General features: G+C 58.7%; 13 protein-coding genes and 1 tRNA gene. 6 read left to right on the top strand and 8 right to left on the bottom strand.

The window, feature by feature from the left end:
* The first annotated feature begins 71 nt into the window (after positions 1–71).
* The 3 genes from Q1B27_RS05100 to Q1B27_RS05090 are packed head-to-tail and all read left to right on the top strand — an operon-like array spanning position 72 to position 4,077.
* Positions 72–1,583 carry a trimethylamine methyltransferase family protein gene (locus Q1B27_RS05100; RefSeq protein ID WP_299844510.1) on the top strand — a complete coding sequence of 504 codons (1,512 nt, stop codon included), beginning with the start codon at positions 72–74 and terminating at the stop codon, positions 1,581–1,583.
* Positions 1,580–3,067 carry an aromatic amino acid lyase gene (locus Q1B27_RS05095; protein WP_299844507.1) on the top strand — a complete coding sequence of 496 codons (1,488 nt, stop codon included), beginning with the start codon at positions 1,580–1,582 and terminating at the stop codon, positions 3,065–3,067. The genes Q1B27_RS05100 and Q1B27_RS05095 overlap by 4 nt, the downstream gene beginning before the upstream one ends.
* Entirely contained in the window at positions 3,061–4,077 is a 1,017-nt protein-coding gene (locus Q1B27_RS05090) for a succinylglutamate desuccinylase/aspartoacylase family protein (RefSeq protein ID WP_299844504.1), read from the top strand. The genes Q1B27_RS05095 and Q1B27_RS05090 overlap by 7 nt, the downstream gene beginning before the upstream one ends.
* A 401-nt stretch (positions 4,078–4,478) precedes the next feature.
* Here Q1B27_RS05090 and Q1B27_RS05085 read toward each other — a convergent pair whose 3' ends face one another.
* Entirely contained in the window at positions 4,479–5,324 is an 846-nt protein-coding gene (locus Q1B27_RS05085) for an enoyl-CoA hydratase/isomerase family protein (RefSeq protein WP_299844501.1), read from the bottom strand.
* Between the two features lie 89 nt (positions 5,325–5,413).
* Complete coding sequence (locus tag Q1B27_RS05080) at positions 5,414–6,202, bottom strand: SDR family NAD(P)-dependent oxidoreductase (RefSeq protein ID WP_299844499.1); 789 nt, start codon at positions 6,200–6,202, stop codon at positions 5,414–5,416.
* A 243-nt stretch (positions 6,203–6,445) separates the two neighbouring features.
* Here Q1B27_RS05080 and Q1B27_RS05075 point away from each other — a divergent pair, with 243 nt between their 5' ends.
* The gene (locus tag Q1B27_RS05075; protein WP_299844898.1) at positions 6,446–7,351 is read left to right on the top strand and encodes a LysR family transcriptional regulator; all 906 of its coding nucleotides are present in this window, start codon (positions 6,446–6,448) and stop codon (positions 7,349–7,351) included.
* Between the two features lie 113 nt (positions 7,352–7,464).
* On the opposite strand, the gene Q1B27_RS05070 is transcribed toward Q1B27_RS05075, so the two are convergent.
* The 5 genes from Q1B27_RS05070 to Q1B27_RS05050 are packed head-to-tail and all read right to left on the bottom strand — an operon-like array spanning position 7,465 to position 13,490.
* Entirely contained in the window at positions 7,465–8,508 is a 1,044-nt protein-coding gene (locus Q1B27_RS05070) for an aromatic ring-hydroxylating dioxygenase subunit alpha (protein ID WP_299844496.1), read from the bottom strand.
* Between the two features lies 1 nt (position 8,509).
* Positions 8,510–9,061 carry a hypothetical protein gene (locus Q1B27_RS05065; protein WP_299844493.1) on the bottom strand — a complete coding sequence of 184 codons (552 nt, stop codon included), beginning with the start codon at positions 9,059–9,061 and terminating at the stop codon, positions 8,510–8,512.
* On the bottom strand, positions 9,054–11,930 hold the full coding sequence (locus Q1B27_RS05060; protein ID WP_299844490.1) for a 2Fe-2S iron-sulfur cluster-binding protein: 2,877 nt from the start codon (positions 11,928–11,930) through the stop codon (positions 9,054–9,056). Before Q1B27_RS05060 ends, Q1B27_RS05065 begins: the two co-directional genes overlap by 8 nt.
* Positions 11,927–12,199: a sarcosine oxidase subunit delta gene (locus tag Q1B27_RS05055; protein ID WP_299844487.1), complete on the bottom strand. Its 273-nt coding sequence runs from the start codon at positions 12,197–12,199 to the stop codon at positions 11,927–11,929. The genes Q1B27_RS05060 and Q1B27_RS05055 overlap by 4 nt, the downstream gene beginning before the upstream one ends.
* 13 nt (positions 12,200–12,212) lie before the next feature.
* A complete protein-coding gene (locus Q1B27_RS05050; RefSeq protein ID WP_299844484.1) occupies positions 12,213–13,490 on the bottom strand; it encodes an FAD-dependent oxidoreductase in 1,278 nt (425 codons plus the stop codon).
* A 121-nt stretch (positions 13,491–13,611) separates the two neighbouring features.
* On the opposite strand from Q1B27_RS05050, the gene Q1B27_RS05045 reads away from it, so the two are divergent.
* Together Q1B27_RS05045 and Q1B27_RS05040 are read left to right on the top strand one after the other, a co-directional pair.
* On the top strand, positions 13,612–14,688 hold the full coding sequence (locus Q1B27_RS05045; RefSeq protein WP_299844481.1) for a hypothetical protein: 1,077 nt from the start codon (positions 13,612–13,614) through the stop codon (positions 14,686–14,688).
* An 11-nt stretch (positions 14,689–14,699) separates the two neighbouring features.
* The gene (locus Q1B27_RS05040; protein WP_299844478.1) at positions 14,700–15,323 is read left to right on the top strand and encodes a peroxidase-related enzyme; all 624 of its coding nucleotides are present in this window, start codon (positions 14,700–14,702) and stop codon (positions 15,321–15,323) included.
* A gap of 95 nt (positions 15,324–15,418) precedes the next feature.
* Here the strand turns inward: Q1B27_RS05040 and Q1B27_RS05035 are convergent.
* Positions 15,419–15,508: transfer RNA gene (locus Q1B27_RS05035), tRNA-Ser, on the bottom strand.
* Positions 15,509–15,596 lie beyond the last annotated feature (88 nt).

Here is a 15,596-nt window from a genome sequence, read left to right as displayed (position 1 = left end):
GGGTGAAGAAACCTGGGCGGGCGGGATGGCGGCCATACCGCCAAATGCCACGTCAATTCAGGAGAAAAGAAATGTCCCGTCGCCGCAACACCCGCAGAACTCGTGAAACAGGTCTTGGCCAAAGACCGTTTGGCGAGGTACGGAACCCGTTACGCCCGACTGAGTTGATCTCGGTCGATCAAGTTGAAACCATCCATCAGGCCAGTTTGCAAGTGCTGCGCGATATCGGTCTCAAGGTCGACAGTGCGGTGGCACGCCGGCTTCTGGTCAAGGCTGGCGCGGATGTGGATGGTGATCGCGTTCGGTTTGAACCGGACATGGTCGAGGAGACGCTAACCGAGCTTCCGGCGGAATTCATGATCCATGCCCGAAATCCGGAGAAGAGCGTGACGGTGGGCGGCAATTCCCTGACTTTTGCCACCGTTTGCGGGCCGTCCTTTGTCTCTGACCTTGACCGGGGCCGACGGGCCGGAACGCTCGAGGATATGCGCAATTTCGTCAGGCTTTCAGCATCGCTGAACATCTTCCACCATGAAGGTGGGGCGGGGTGTGAGCCACTGGAACTGCCACCCGAAACCCGGCATCTGGACATGATGCTGGCGCAAACCACACTCTGCGACAAGGGTTGGCAACCCTGCTGGATGAACACCGCCGCCCGTGCGCGAGATTGCATCGAGATGGCTAGAATTGCGCTCGGCACCGATGACGAAGGTCTGCGCGCAAAACCGGGCATTCTGGGCGGCGTCAACACCAATTCACCACTGCTTTTCGACGATGGACAGGCCGAAGCTGTGATCGAATTTGCCCGTGCCGGTCAGCCGGTACATATCACCCCTTTCACGCTGGCAGGCGCGATGAGTCCCGCCACGATCGGTGGCTCCCTGGTGCAGCAGAATGCCGAGGCGCTGGCGGGAATTGTGCTGGGCCAAGCGGCCTGTCGCGGATCGCCCGTGTTCTACGGGCATTTCACCTCAAACGTGGATATGAGGACCGGCTCACCCGCTTTCGGCACGCCCGAATATGCCCAATCCGTGATCATTTCGGGCCAGATGGCACGGCGCTATGGCATTCCGATCCGATCTTCCAACACGACGGCAGCGGCCTGCATGGATGCTCAGGCAACCTACGAATCCGACATGTCGATCAATGCCTGTATCCAAGGCCACATCAACGTGATGATGCATGCGGGCGGATGGCTGGAAGGCGGATTGACCTGTTCGTTTGAAAAACTGATCCTCGATGCCGAGTTGCTGCAAATGCAGGCGGCGTTCCTTGACCCAATCGACTTGAGCGAAGACGCGCTTGGACTGGATGCCATGGCCGAAGCAGGGCCGGGCGGCCACTTCTTTGGCACGGCACATACGCTGGCCCGGTATGAAACAGCTTTTTACAGCCCCTTGCTCTCTGATTGGCGGAATTTCGAGGCCTGGCAAGAGGATGGTGCCAAGACAGCAACGGAGCGCGCTAACATGATCTGGAAACAGCTGCTGCGTGACTATGAAAAGCCCCCGATTGATCCGGCGATAGAAGAGGAGCTTGAAGCATATGTGGTGCGGCGGAAAGCGGAGATTCTTGGGCCATGAAAGATGCAGAAACCACCCTGTTGGATGGCGAAAGCCTTACTGTTGATACCCTGGTTGCCCTTGTGCGCGGGAAATGCGCTGTCGATCTGTCAGAGGAAGCGTGGAACCGGGTTGGAGAGGCCCGTGCCATAGTCGAAGCAATGATGCAAAGTGGCAAACCACTCTATGGCATCAACACGGGCGTGGGTTCGCAAAAGGATCGGCGCTTGCACGACGATGAGGTCGAGGCGTTCAACCGCGCAGTGATCATTTCGGAGCAAACCAGTTTTCCCGGCCCGGCCTTTGACGAAGCGGTGGTTCGTGCGGCCTTGCTGGTACTGTTAAACAACGCGGCAACAGGTCGGCTGGGAATTCGCCCAGTCTTGATCCGACACCTGCTGGAATTTTTTCAAACCGGTCAGATGCCCGAGATCCGGCGCAATATCTCGACCGGCTCTTCTGACTTGGGTCCGTTGGCACAACTATCCAGCGCTGTCTTAAACCTGCCGCCGGATCCAGAGGATAGCGTGTCCTTCACGCTTTCGGCCAAAGAGGCCGTTTCGCTTGTTAACAATAACAGTTTTGCAATCGCGCACGGGGCGATCGTTCTGAGCCAAGCGAAGCATCTTCTTCGGGCGCTCGATCTGGCCGCCGCTGTTTCGCTTGAGGCCCATCGTGGAAATCTGTCCTACCTGCGCGTTGAAATGGCGGCCTGCTACAGAAATCAACATCAGAAACAATCCCTTGAAGCCATCCGGGCCGCCCTATCAGGCTCGGCCTTGTGGAAACCAGAAAATTGGCGGCAATTGCATGATCCGCTGAGCTTTCGTTTTGCCATGCGCGTCAATGGAGCCGTGCGTAAGGCACATGATTCAGCAGTGAAGGCTTTTGAAGATGATCTGAACTGTGTCTGCGACAATCCTGTTGTTTCTCTGGAATTGGGGGAGGTCGTGACAGGGATCAACATGGATAGCACGCCACTGACCTGTGCGATGGATATGCTGAGACAGGTGTTGGCCGTGGCGGTTTCAGTCAGTTTCGAGCGCACGATGAAAGTGCAGAACCCTGCATTTTCGGGCCTGCCTGCCGCGTTTGCCGATCCGGCGCGGGCGGAAAGTGGCTTTCAGAACATCATCTTGCCCCACCTGACGGCAGCCCGCCTTGCCGAACTGCGCACGCTGTCCGTCCCGGTATTGCTTGAGTGTTCTTACGGTATCGTTGATGGGGCCATTGACGTGTCCGGAATGGCGCCGCTTTCGGTGCAGCGGACCGAAGAGGTACTGGACCTTGGCTGGCAGATTTTAGCGAACGAAATACTGATTGCCATCTGGGCGATAAAAATACGTGACCTTCCAAGAGAAGGTCTTGGTGCCGAGGTCCGAAACGCCTACGATCAGGTTGGCCCGATGCTGCCGTTGGGGCGTGAAGGGCAAGAGGTTTTTAATTTCTGTCCTGTCATTGATGTTGTGAAAGCATTGGTGACGAATTTAGGTGACCCATGCTGATTTTTGGCTCCGCAAGATCCTCTGTCGATTTTGACAGCCCAGGCAAACGCACTGGGATGATTACGTTGGAGCATTCGGACAACCAGTTTGCCTTCAGTTCGGTCTGTGTGCCGGTCGGCGTCATTTGCGGTGGGCCGGGGCCAACGGTTCTGCTGACCGCTGGAAGTCACGGCGACGAATACGAAGGGCAGGTCATTTTGCATCACCTGATGCAGATGTTTGAGCCCGAAAACCTGTCAGGCCGCCTTATTTTGTTGCCCGCGCTGAATGCGCCGGCCGTACGGGACCGTTCACGCGTCTCTCCGCTGGATCAAGGCAATATGAACCGCAGTTTTCCGGGTTCTGCGGGGGCGGGACCAACCGGAACCATCGCTGGGTTCGTTGACGCCCACCTGATACCGCGGGCGGATGTCGTTGTTGATTTCCACTCTGGTGGTACGGCGACGCAATATGTCGATTGCTGTTTTCTGTGCCTCGGGTCTGATGCGGTGTTGAATCAGGCCAATCTGGAAATGGCAAAGGTTTTTGGCGCACCTTTCACCATGGTCTGCCCGATTAACGGGACGGGCGGTGATTTTGACACAGCGGCATATCATCAACAGACACGCTTCCTGGCATGCGAATTGGGCGGGCTGGGCCGATTTTCCAAACGCTCTTTCGAGATCGGTTTGCAGGCGACTTTACGGTTGTTGGCGTATCTGGGGTTGATTGCTGATCAAACGGATGCGCAACCGACGCGTTTCATTGATATTGGTGATCGCAGCGTTCATGTTACAGCGCGCCATCACGGTCTGGCACAGTTCCATGTGCGCCTCGGGGACGTGGTCACTAAGGGCGTGCATCTGGCAACAGTTTACGACCTGCATAACTTCGGCATCATACAGGATGAGCTTTATTCAGACCGTGATGGCATTGTCGCGATCAAACGGCGCAATCCGGTCGTTGACCCCGGCGATCACCTTTGTCTCGTGGCCCCTGAAATCCCCGCTGGTGATGTATTGGGCTCGTAGAGCCGGTGCGCTTTTCGTCCTGGCTAACCGGGCACACGGAGCGCTATCGTCGACCATGCGGGGCGGTCCGGAACACCAAAATTTCCCGCTGTGGCGCTTGGTGCGAGAGAATCGGGTTAATTCGCTGAAAACGCTGAAAAACCCATGTTGGTATAACGTCGGTATTTTGTCGGTATTACGTCGGTGTCGAAATCGGTTTTTGGCCGGGTTAACAGGGCGCGCGGTAACGGGCGACTGCCGTACGGCCAAGGCACCATTTCGCGGCACCTGTATCAATGCCCGAAAACAGCGCAGAGAAGGTGCCGTGCCTCGGCCGTCTGCGGGCCGAATGGTAAGAGTGAAATGGATGACCGACCGCCCTGAAACGCAAGGCGATCGGTTTTTGGGCTTATGAAAACCTGTCAGTTGATGTCCTGAACCTTCATGACCAGTTCATTCCAGTTGCGCTGGTTTTCGATATCGTGCTGCAAGCCTTGCGCGTCCGCCATGGCGAAACGTTTGATGGCAGGGGTTTTGCTGGTCGCTTGATAGAGCCAATAGGCCTCGGCCTTCAGGGCGTCACCAATGGGTTTGTCGATGGATTCGTACACCATCTGTTTGCAGGCATTAATCGATTCTGCCGGAAACTGCGCGATGCGATGGGCCAGCGCATCGACATAGGGCCCGATCTCATCCGGGTCCAACGCCTTGTTGATGGTGCCCAAACGCTCGGCATCATCGGCATCGTAATCCTGCGCGCTCAGAATGATCTCAAGCGCGCGGCCAAGGCCGGTTTGACGCGCCATGCGTGATGCGCCGCCACCGCAAGGCAGAATGCCCATGCCTACCTCCATCTGCATGAACTTGAACTTGCCGCGCGCGGCAAAACGCATGTCGAGAGCCAGCGCCAATTCGTGCCCGCCACCGCGCGCAAATCCTTCAAGCTTGGCAATGGTGGCTTGTGGAACCTTGCTGATGCGCTCGCACACGGCTTGTAAATCCAAAAGCTGCGCGTCATCGCGCGATACGGCCTCGGTCGACATGTCTTTCAGCAGTTCGGTGTCATAGTGACAGACCCAAATCTCGGGGTTGGCGGATTGAAAGACGACGACCCTGGTGCCGCGGTCCCGTTCCAGCCGCATCGCCAGGCTGTTGAGATCGGCCAGCATTTCCTGGCCCTGTACGTTCACGGAGCCGAAATTGAAGGTGACCGTGGCGATGGCGTTTTCAATTTTCACGTCGAGGGTTTGAAAGTTTTCATATTTCATGAGGCAGTCCTTTCTTGGACCTCGGCATCAGGGACGCGAGGGGTGGGGTAAACTGGTTGGGATTTGCGGCGGTGCCTGGGCCGCCAGACTTAACGCTGCTGGCTGAGGACAGACTGGATGGTTGCCATCACTTCCGCCGAATGCGCCGCGTCAAGTGCAGCGGGATGCGGGTCTGCAAAGGCGCCACTGTCATTGTCAAAATACGTGCCCGACGCATCGGCGAAGCGGGGCCCGAGTGCGGCATCGATCAGGATATCGGCACCGATATTCATGTCCTTTCCAGCCACGCCAAAGCCCTCTTTCACCATCTTCGAGGCCAGCAGGGAGCCGGGGTTCACCGCGATCATTGCAGGCCCGTTCGGTAGTGCCCTGGACCATTCGCGGGTCCAGATCGTGATCGCCAGTTTGCTTTGCGCGTAGGCAGCCATTTCATCCAGTTGCCGGTGGCCCAGCATCGCATATCGGTCCACCGGGGCTTGTGCCGCCGAGGACAGGTTCACCACGCGACCATCCTGTGGGATGATTGGCAGCAAAAGCTTGGTCAGCAGGTAGGGCGCGTAGGAGTTGACCACAAAGCGAATATCTAACCCGTTTTCCAGCGTTGGGTTCGGGGCCCGCAAAACACCTGCATTGTTGATCAGCACATCCAGCCTTTCGTGTTTGGCGCGGATCTCGGCGGCCAATGCTTTCACCGCGGACATATCCGACAAATCCGCGACGAAGCTTTCGGTCCCACCGTCGATACTGTCAGCGGCAGCGTCTAGTTTCGTGGCACTGCGCCCGTGCAACAAAACGCGATGCCCGTCAGCGGCCAGTTTCCGGGCCGTCAGCAGGCCAATGCCGTCGGTCGAACCTGTGATGAGGATGGTCTTGGTCATGCTTCTGGTCCTTTAGTGAAAGTCGGGCCGCAGGTCTTTCGCACGCTGCTTCAAGGTGGTGTCGATCGGGGCCTGATTGAAACGCAGGTTGAGCGCGACGTGGTAATTGACTGTTGCCGTGCCTGTCATCTTTGTCACCTCCTGTGCCTGCTGCCTTGCGATGGAATTGAATATGATTGCTACCATCTGATAAATAAACAGCGTAAATTAGTATTGATAATTCGGGAATTGAATATAATGGGGCTGGATACAGACGGGTTGCGGTTGTTCGTTCTTGCCGCCGACATGCTGAACATCAGCGCCGCAGGGCGCCGCATTGGCATGGCCCCGGCCGTGTCCAGCACGAAACTGGCAAAACTGGAACAATCCCTCGGGGCCGAACTTCTTCATCGTACGACGCGCAAAGTGTCCCTTTCTATCGAGGGCGCAGAATTCCTGCCATTTGCGCGTGAAATGATCGCCCAGGAGGAGGCCGCATTGGCAGCGCTCGGCAAAGGCACAGCCCAGGTCAGCGGCACTCTGCGATTTGCTGCCCCGAGCACATTCGCACAGCTTTACATCGCGCCCATCCTGCCAAAGTTTCTTGACCAGTATCCTGACCTCACACTGGATCTGCACCTGTCCGATGTACAGTTTGACCTGATCGAAGGCAGTTATGATTTGGCGCTGCGCAACGCGCCCTTGCCTGATACCAGCCTGAAAGGCCGCAAGCTGGCCGATGACAAGCGCATCCTTTGTGCTGCCCCATCCTATCTTGCGGCGCACGGCACGCCGAAGGCCCTGTCGGATCTGGCCGGTCACAAGCTTATCGCCTTCCGGCATCTGCGTCCCCGCCCGCTCAGGACTGCACAGGGCGATACCGGCCAGTTCAACCCCGGCGCGGCGAAAAGCCAGTTGATCATGGATGACGGGCTCAGCCAGAAACACACAACTCTGGCCGGTGCGGGCATTTCCCTGAATGGGCTATGGAGCGTTCATAAAGAAATCGCCTCGGGGCAGCTCATTCGCGTTTTGCCGGAGTACGAAGGCGACGAGGGCAATGTGCTGTGGCTCATCTATCCCAAGTCCAACGTGCTTTCGCCAAAGGTTCGCGTGTTCATGGATTTCCTGATCGGAGAAATCGGAAATAACCCGCCGTGGGAAAACTGAAGCCGGGGCGTGCCGTGCTGACAGCGCAGTCATTGGCCACGCGTTGCCGCGTTGGGTGATTTGGGCTTGAACCCACCGGCGGGGTTTCTGGCTGGTGACCCGTTAGACAATTGCTATGCGTCCTCCAGGTCTGGCTGTCTGGCTTCGGCGTCGATGAGTTTTTGCAGACGGCGGCGATAGAGCAGGGGGCCTGCGTCGATGGCAATGTCGATGTTGCGGGTTACTTTTTCGTCCATCCCCTTCTGCACCTCGATCAGAATATCGCGGTCTTCGTTGAAGGCCACCTGAACCGAGTCGCTCATGTATTGCGAAATCTCGTCATCGTCGGGACACACGTTGCGCATCTGGAACCAGTAGTATCGCGTCGTCTTTTCATCGACCGGTGTCATGAAATTGTAGCTGTCCATCTGGAAGTATTCCCCCTCGGGCAGGTTCGAGGCGTCGCCGCCCGTGCCCGCCGGGGTGAAGATCGCCTTGATATAGGCGAGCGAGGGATAGCGCACCTCGTAATGTTGCTCTCGGTCGCAATTGCCGTCGAAGGGCACGAGTTTCTTGTAAAAGGGCGCGACCTCGGTGTCGTACATCCAGCGCGAGACGATCACGCCGGTATCGGTGCCGGTGACGGTCAGCGGTTCCTCTTCGCAGGCGGTGGTGCCGAAGGAGCTTTGATGGACCCAGGCCACATGGCTGGGGTCCAGCAGATTGTCGGTGATCAGCAGGTAGTTGCAGGGGAAGGGCATCGCATCGCCACGGTTCATGCCCCAGGCGGGATCGTCGAAATGGTCGACCTTGAAGATCGTGTCGGCGTCGGCCAGTGCCGGGTCGCCCATCCAGATCCAGACCAGACCATAGCGGCTGATCACCGGGTAAGAATGGACATTGGCCGAGGGCGGAATTCGGTCCTGGCCGGGGACGCGCACGCAGCTTCCGGCGCAATCGAAGGTCAGGCCGTGATAGCCGCATTCGATATTGTCGCCTTTGATCCGACCCTTCGACAGGGGCAGCTTGCGGTGCGGGCAGGCATCCATCAGCGCGACCGGGTCACCGGCCTCGGTCCGGAAGGTGACGATCTTTTCGCCCAGAACCTTGATCTGACGCGGTTCGCGGGTGACTTCGCTGTCCCATGCAGCGACATACCATGTGTTGCGGAGATACATATCAACCTCTTCTGTCAGGGGCGTCCGGGGCCACCGGGCGCGGGGTTAGGGAAGGATCGGCGGGATTGTGGCGTTGTGCAAGCGCGCCCAGATGATCGCAGAAGGATTGCGCCAGCGAACGCGCCACCAGCACATGCACATCGCGCGTGTTTGTCCACCACAAAAGGGCGTCATAGTGGTTTAACCGGGTGCGGATGGTTTTGGCGGCGCGCACCGGCGCGGCAAATAAATCCGCGCGGGTGTAGAGATCAAGGAAATGCAATGCCTCGACACCGCGCAGTTGCAGGTGGGTATGGCCGTGCGAGATGTCGGTCACCCGAAATGCTCCCTCTGGCGGTGTGCCGCAAGCCCAGATCCTGTCCGGCCAGAGCCGCAGCAGAACCGCATCCGGCCATGGCTTCGTCTGTCCGAAGGCAACAAGGCTGTCCAGTGTGTCAGGCGGTGCCTGAAGCGCAAAAACCGACAGGGCAGTTTCATCCAGCCGAAGACCCAGCGGACCGGGCAGAAATCCCTTGGCATCTGTGGCGGGAACCGGGGTGAGACGCTCAGCCATGCAGACGTTCCCCTTTCGGATCATAGGCGCAGACCGGGCCGACGCGGACCCGTACTGATTGGCCCGAAACCGGTGACTGGGCCCAGAGCACATCACCGGTTCGGACCCGACCATTGGTGAGAAAACCCAATGCGATGGGGTGGCCCAGTGCAGGGCTGTGAATGGCCGCCGTCAGATGACCGCAGCCACAGGCCCGGCCATCCCCAGAGATGGGATGGTCGCTCAGAACGGCACCGTGGGGGATCGGGCTGCTGCCATCCTCGGGCGTCAGACCTACCAGTTGCTCCCGCTCCGAGGCTTGCAGGGCAGGGCGCTGAAGCAAGGTGCGACCGATAAAGTCTTTCTTTTGTGACACCATTGCGCCCAGACCCAGATCGTCTGCGGTTCTCCGGCCGTCGATTTCCGTGCCGATCGACAGGTGGCCTTTTTCGATCCGAAGCATATCCAATGCTTCCAGCCCGTATGCGGTGATGTCCCATCCGGCACCGTGCTTCGTGACCCGTTCGAGCAGCGTTTCGGCGAAACCCGCCGGGGTGTTGATCTCGAAACACGGCTCTCCTGAAAAACTGACCGACACGACGCGGACCGGAAGGTCATTGCCAAGAAACCCCTCACGCAGGCGGGCAAAGGGAAAACCATCGCGGGAACAGTCGAAATCAGGGGCAAGTGCCAATAGCAGATCGCGGGCATGAGGCCCGGCAATGGCAAGCGACGCCCAATGATCGCTTATGTCTGTCAGCGTCACGTCCAGTTCCGGCCAGTCGACCTGCGCGAATTTTGTCATATGCCGCCAGACGAATGCGGAATTGGCCGTGGTTGCCGTGACACTGAAATGGTCGTCACCGAGCTGTGCGACGGTACCATCGTCAAAGACATACCCATCCTCGCGCAGCATCAACGCATAGCGCACGTGGCCCGGTTTGAGGGTGCTGATGTTGTTGCAATAAAGGCGCGAGAGGAATTCCAGCGCGTCCGGACCCTGCACGTCGATCTTGCCCAGGGTAGACATGTCCACACAGCCCAGCCCGTTCCTTACGGCATTGCATTCCCGGATCACGGCATCCTGCATGGTCTCATCATCACGAGGGAAATAGCGCGCATAGAGCCAATCCCCAGAGGTCTGGAACACACATCCCATGCGCTCGAACGCCCGGTGGAATGGTGTGTGGCGGATCGGCACCATTTCGTCGCCTGTTTCGGTTCCGATCAGGGCGCCGATGGTGACTGGCGAATAGGGCGGGCGATAGGTCGTGTGGCCGATTTCAGCCGGATCGCGGCCTGATTGGGTAGCGATTTCAAGAACACCGTTGGTCCAGCTGGTCTTGCCCTGATCGGTCCCCATGCCGAGGGTGGTGTAGCGTTTCACCAGTTCGATGTCCTTATACCCTTCGCGCATGGCCAGTGCTACATCGTCCCGTGTCACGTCGTTTTGCAGATCGACAAAGGCCTTGCCGGTACCGCTGTCAAAGCCCGGGGCGGCTGGTGTCGCGGCGGGTCGCGGCAGGTTGAGATGTTTGTGCATCTCCAGTTCAGCCAGTGCCTGATGCGCTGCGGCCTTGCCATCGGTGAGGCAGTCAGCGGTATTCAGGATGCCCCGCGCGCCACCGATCGGACGCAATGGGCCGCTGGTGTCGGGTGGCAGCAGGCTTTGCGTGGTCCCGTCAAACTGCAACCCTGTTTCCATCTGGGCAAAGAGATGCGCATTGGGCATCCAGCCCGCCGAAACGCAGAGCAGGTCGCAGGCGGTCCGGTGCCGTTTGCCACCCGGGTCGCGCCACCCAACAGACCTGAGGTGCAGCCGCCCGGATGTGCCGGTGATCGCGGCACCTGGTGGCAGCACCGCCCGCACATCAATGCCCGCTTCTTTCAGGGCGGCAAAGGTATCCTCACCTTCGTCGGGGTCGGCGACGGCCACAACCGCGCGCGTGCCCGGTGCAACCGAGAAACGGCGGATATAGCTGCGCACGGCCCCGCCCAGCATGATGCCCGGACGATCGTTGCCGGGAAAGACGATCGGTCGCTCGGTTGCGCCCGAGGCCAGAAGGATGCGGCGCGCGCGGATTTTCCACAGGATGGCCCGGGCGTTGCTGTCCGCGGGCATCGACTCAACCGCCAAAATCTGCCCGTGGTCATATTGTCCAAACGCAAGTGTGCGTGACATGACAGTGACATTCGACAAATCCTGCAGGGCCTCAACGGCATCATTGGCCCAGTCTGCCGCAAGCTCTCCGGCGATTTGGTTTCGGCTGAACAGAAGACTTCCACCCAAGACGTGATCCTGCTCGATCAGGATTGTCGTGGCGCCAGCGTGGGCGGCTGTCTGCGCGGCAGAGAGGCCTGCCGCACCGCTGCCAATGACAAGGATATCGCAGTGCCTGTGACGTTTGTCATACAGCGCATTGTCAGCGCTTGGATCAATTTGCCCGTGCCCTGCTAAACGGCGGATGATCCCGGCATACCGCTTGTGCCAGCCGTCGCGGGGCCATTTGAAGGTTTTGTAATAGAATCCGGCAGCAAGCATCCTGCCGCCCAATTGCAGCGCAGATCCCGCATCATGGGTCACGCTGGGCCAGTTGTTCTGACTGGTGACATGTAAGCCGCCCCGCAACATCACTTCGGTGGCTTTGAGGTTCGGAGTGTTGCCGGTTTGATCGGTGACCGTGACCATCGCGCAAGGTTCTTCCAGCCCGTTCGACAGGATGCCGCGCGGGCGGTGGTACTTGATCGAGCGCGCAACCAGATGCTGACCGTTCGCCAGAAGCGCCGACGCCAGAGTGTCGCCCGGATGGCCTGTCATGGGTCGGCCATTAAAGGTGAAATCCAGTCTGGTATCGCGATTTATCAAACCGCCTTTGGGCAGGCGGGTCATTGTTTGTCGTCCCGCAAGCGGTTCGTGGCAACGTCGATGATTTCATGCGTGCCGGTGTCGCGCGTCACTTCAATCCAGGCCTCGCATCCACTGGCGTGATACCAGAGCTCAACCATGGGGCCGCGCGGGTTCTGCGGGTGAAACAACGCCTTGAGCCAGTCATCCGTGCCGGATTGCCCGTCCAGAGATGGAAGCTGTCGCTGGGGCCCGCCATAGGTGAATTCACCTTCGTCGCGAGGGCCGCAATTGGGGCAGGGGAGCAGGATCATCGCAACATCCCCATCAATGCAGCCAGGGATAGGGGCCAATGCCCGCATCATCCTGTTCCGCGCCATTGGCGAAGCGTTCAAGCGCAAAAGGCGCCACCAGATCAGGCATATCCCCCGTGGCCAGTAAGTTGGCCATGCACCAGCCGACCGCTGGCGTCGCCTTGAACCCGGCATAGCCCCAGCCCGCGTTGATCATCAGGCCGTCAATCGGTGTGCGCCCCATTATGGCATTGCCATCCATCGGAATATCCGCCGAGCCGGACCAGTGCCGCATCAGGCGCAGGCGGGACAGAAACGGAAACATCTGTACCGCGCGGGCCAACACGTCCTCGATCCGCTCAAAGCTGCCGCGCCGCGCGAATGACGCATATCCATCCGTTGCGCCCCCCAGAACAAATTCGCCTTTCGAAGTCTGGCTGACATAGCTGAGTCCCGCATTGTAATTGACCACCGTATCCAGCGCGGGCTTCACCGGTTCCGTTACCAGCGCCTGTACGTTGATTGTCGTCAGCGGCAGATCGACACCGGCCATCTGCGCCACTTCGCTGCTGGATCCGGCCACCGAGATCAGCACCTGCTTGCAGGCGATCCGGCCTTTTGGCGTTGTCACGGCAATGATCCGGCCCGCGTCGATATCAAAACTGATGGCCGGGCAGTTCTGGAAGATATGGATGCCCGCGGCCGCAGCGTTTTGGGCAAAGCCCCAGGCCACGGCATCGTGCCGGACAACACCGCCCGCCTCCTGCACCAGCGCACCCGCGACGGGAAAGCGTTTCGCGCCGGACAGATCAAGTTCGGGAACCCGCTGTTGCAAGCTGTCGCCGGTCAGGATCGCGGCATCTGCGCCGCGCAGCTGCATGGCATTGGCGCGCAGGGTGAAATGCTCCAGCTCACCATCGGAATGCGCCAGATCGACATAACCGCGCGGTTCGTACATCACGTTGAAGTTCAGGTCCTGGGTCAGATCCGACCAGAGTTTCAGGGCAAAATGTTTAAGCTGAAAGCTGGCGTTCAACAGGTAATCCGACCGCACGATCGTGGTATTGCGCGCGGTATTTCCACCGCCAATCCACCCCGCTTCAACAACTGCCACGTTGGTGATGCCGTGATTGGAGGTTAGGTAATGCGCTGTGGCAAGGCCATGCCCACCACCCCCGATGATGACAATGTCATAAGATGCGCGCATCTCGGGCTCGGCCAGTACATCGGGCCAGCGCCTGTTGCCGGTAACGGCGTGCTTCAGCAGAGAAAATCCTGAATAGCCCATTTTCGAATACGTCCACGTGCCCATCTGTGATCACAGTTAGCGGCTGAGGGCTATCTTGGCAAGGATGAGATTTTGAATTGATCTGTGATCACAGTTGAGTCATAGCTGGAATGACCAGAAAGAACTGCGGGGGTAGGCAATCGCAATGGCAGTGCCGGACGAAATCGAACAAGGTGTCCGAAATCTGTTGCTGAACTGCGCCAAGGCGCAAGCCGGGGATCGTATCCTTCTTGTTGGCGAAGAGGGAGACCGCGTCTATTTCGATCCGGCGATTTGTGAGGCTGTCGCCCAAATTGCCGAACGCCATGACATGGTGCCCGAAGTGGTCATGGCCGCGCCGGTCGCGGATGCCTCGCATTTTCCACGCGTGGTCCACGATGCAATGCTCCGCGCGGATCGGACGATCTTTTTCTCGCGTCTGGGGGATCAGGTCCGCTTCAACCTGCCGGGAGATCAGGCCAAGGCGGTGATGACATATACACTGGACCTGGGGTATCTGGCCGCGCCTTTTGCATCGGCTGATTTCGGGGTGATGAAGCGGGTGCATGATGCACTGCTGGGGCTGATCCTGAAGGCCCGCACTTATCGGCTGACTGGCGCGTGCGGCACCGACCTGACAAGCGAAATGGCCACGGGGCGAGATCAGGCCGTGGCCGAATTCGCGCTGGAACTTTTCCCGGTAATGATCTTTCCGCCGGTCATTTGTCACAACATGAACGGAACCCTGGCGATCCAGCATTTCGTCACCTCTTCGTCCACCCGCGCGTATGAGGACAGTACATTGGTGATCGACCATCCCGTACATGTGCGCGTCGAGAATTCCCGAATGGTGGATTTTGAAGGGCCCGCCGATCTGGTGGCGCGATTGAAGGCGCAGTTGGAGCGCGCGGCAGCATTAACCGGCGGTGACCCGTTTCGCATCAATTCCTGGCATACCGGGATCAATCCAAACACCTATTTCAAAGGCGATCCCTATGCAGATCTCGAACGTTGGGGCACCGTGGCCTATGGGTCACCGCGCTATACGCATATGCATGTGGCCGGCAACGATCCGGGTGATGCGGCGCTTCATCTGATGGACATGACGATCTCATTCGATGATGAGATCGTGTGGGAAAAAGGCAGGTTCGTATTTCTGGACAAGCCGGAAATTCAGGGCATGATGGATGCGTCGCAGCGCGCGCTTCTGAACGCGTCCGTGCTGCATAGTATTGGTATCTAGAGGGGGTCGCCATGGCCGAGAAGAAGGCCATCGCCTGGGTCGACCTGATACCTCAGGATCAGGCCAGCGGCGATCTGGCCGCCGCCTATGATGCGGTGAAGGATACCGATGGCGAGGTCGAAAACCTTTATCTGGCCATGTCACAGACACCGCAGGCCATAAGACCCGCAGATGACCATTATCGTGCCCTGCTGCACAACAAGGATAGCCCACTGGCGCCCTGGCTGGCCGAGCTGGTCGCGACCTATGTGGCGATCCTTTGCGGATGCGACTATGCAGTCCGCAATCACGGTGCCAACTTTGCCATGTATCTTGGAAACAAGGTACAGGCCGATGAAATTCTCACGGCATTGCGGGACAATACCTGGGAGACGTCTTTGAAAGACCGCGCGCTGATCGCCGCCCTTCGCTACGCGCAAAAATTGTCGCTGGAGCCTTCGCAGGTCAATGAGGCGGACATAGAGGCGCTGCGGTCGGCCGGGTATTGCGACAAGGGCATTTCCTATCTGGTCCAGCTTGTTGCGTCCTTTGCCTATTGGTCCCGGATGATCAACGGCTTGGGGACGCGCCTTGGGGAATCTGTGGGCATAGCGAAAGAAACCACAGAGCCTTCGCGCGAGAAATCATCAGAGTGATCTCTGAAAAATACCGGTTTTGGCAGCAAAGAAGGCTAGCGTTTTTCGGGCAAAGCCCAACTGGGCGCCATATTGAACTACTCAGGATTTTTTGCTGGCGGAGAGACAGGGATTCGAACCCTGGGTAGGCTTGCACCCACAACGGTTTTCGAGACCGCCCCGTTCGACCACTCCGGCACCTCTCCGCGGGGGTCACGGAGGGGCGTGTAATTGCCTTTGCGGGTCGAGACAAGGGGTTTTGCATTGTTTGACGGCAGAAATTACCTAGGTTTA

Origin of the sequence: uncultured Roseovarius sp., assembly GCF_947489715.1 — a bacterium.
In the GTDB taxonomy this organism is placed as follows: domain Bacteria; phylum Pseudomonadota; class Alphaproteobacteria; order Rhodobacterales; family Rhodobacteraceae; genus Roseovarius.
Note: the sequence above shows the minus strand (reverse complement) of the source record. Positions and strands in the feature narration are given on the sequence as shown.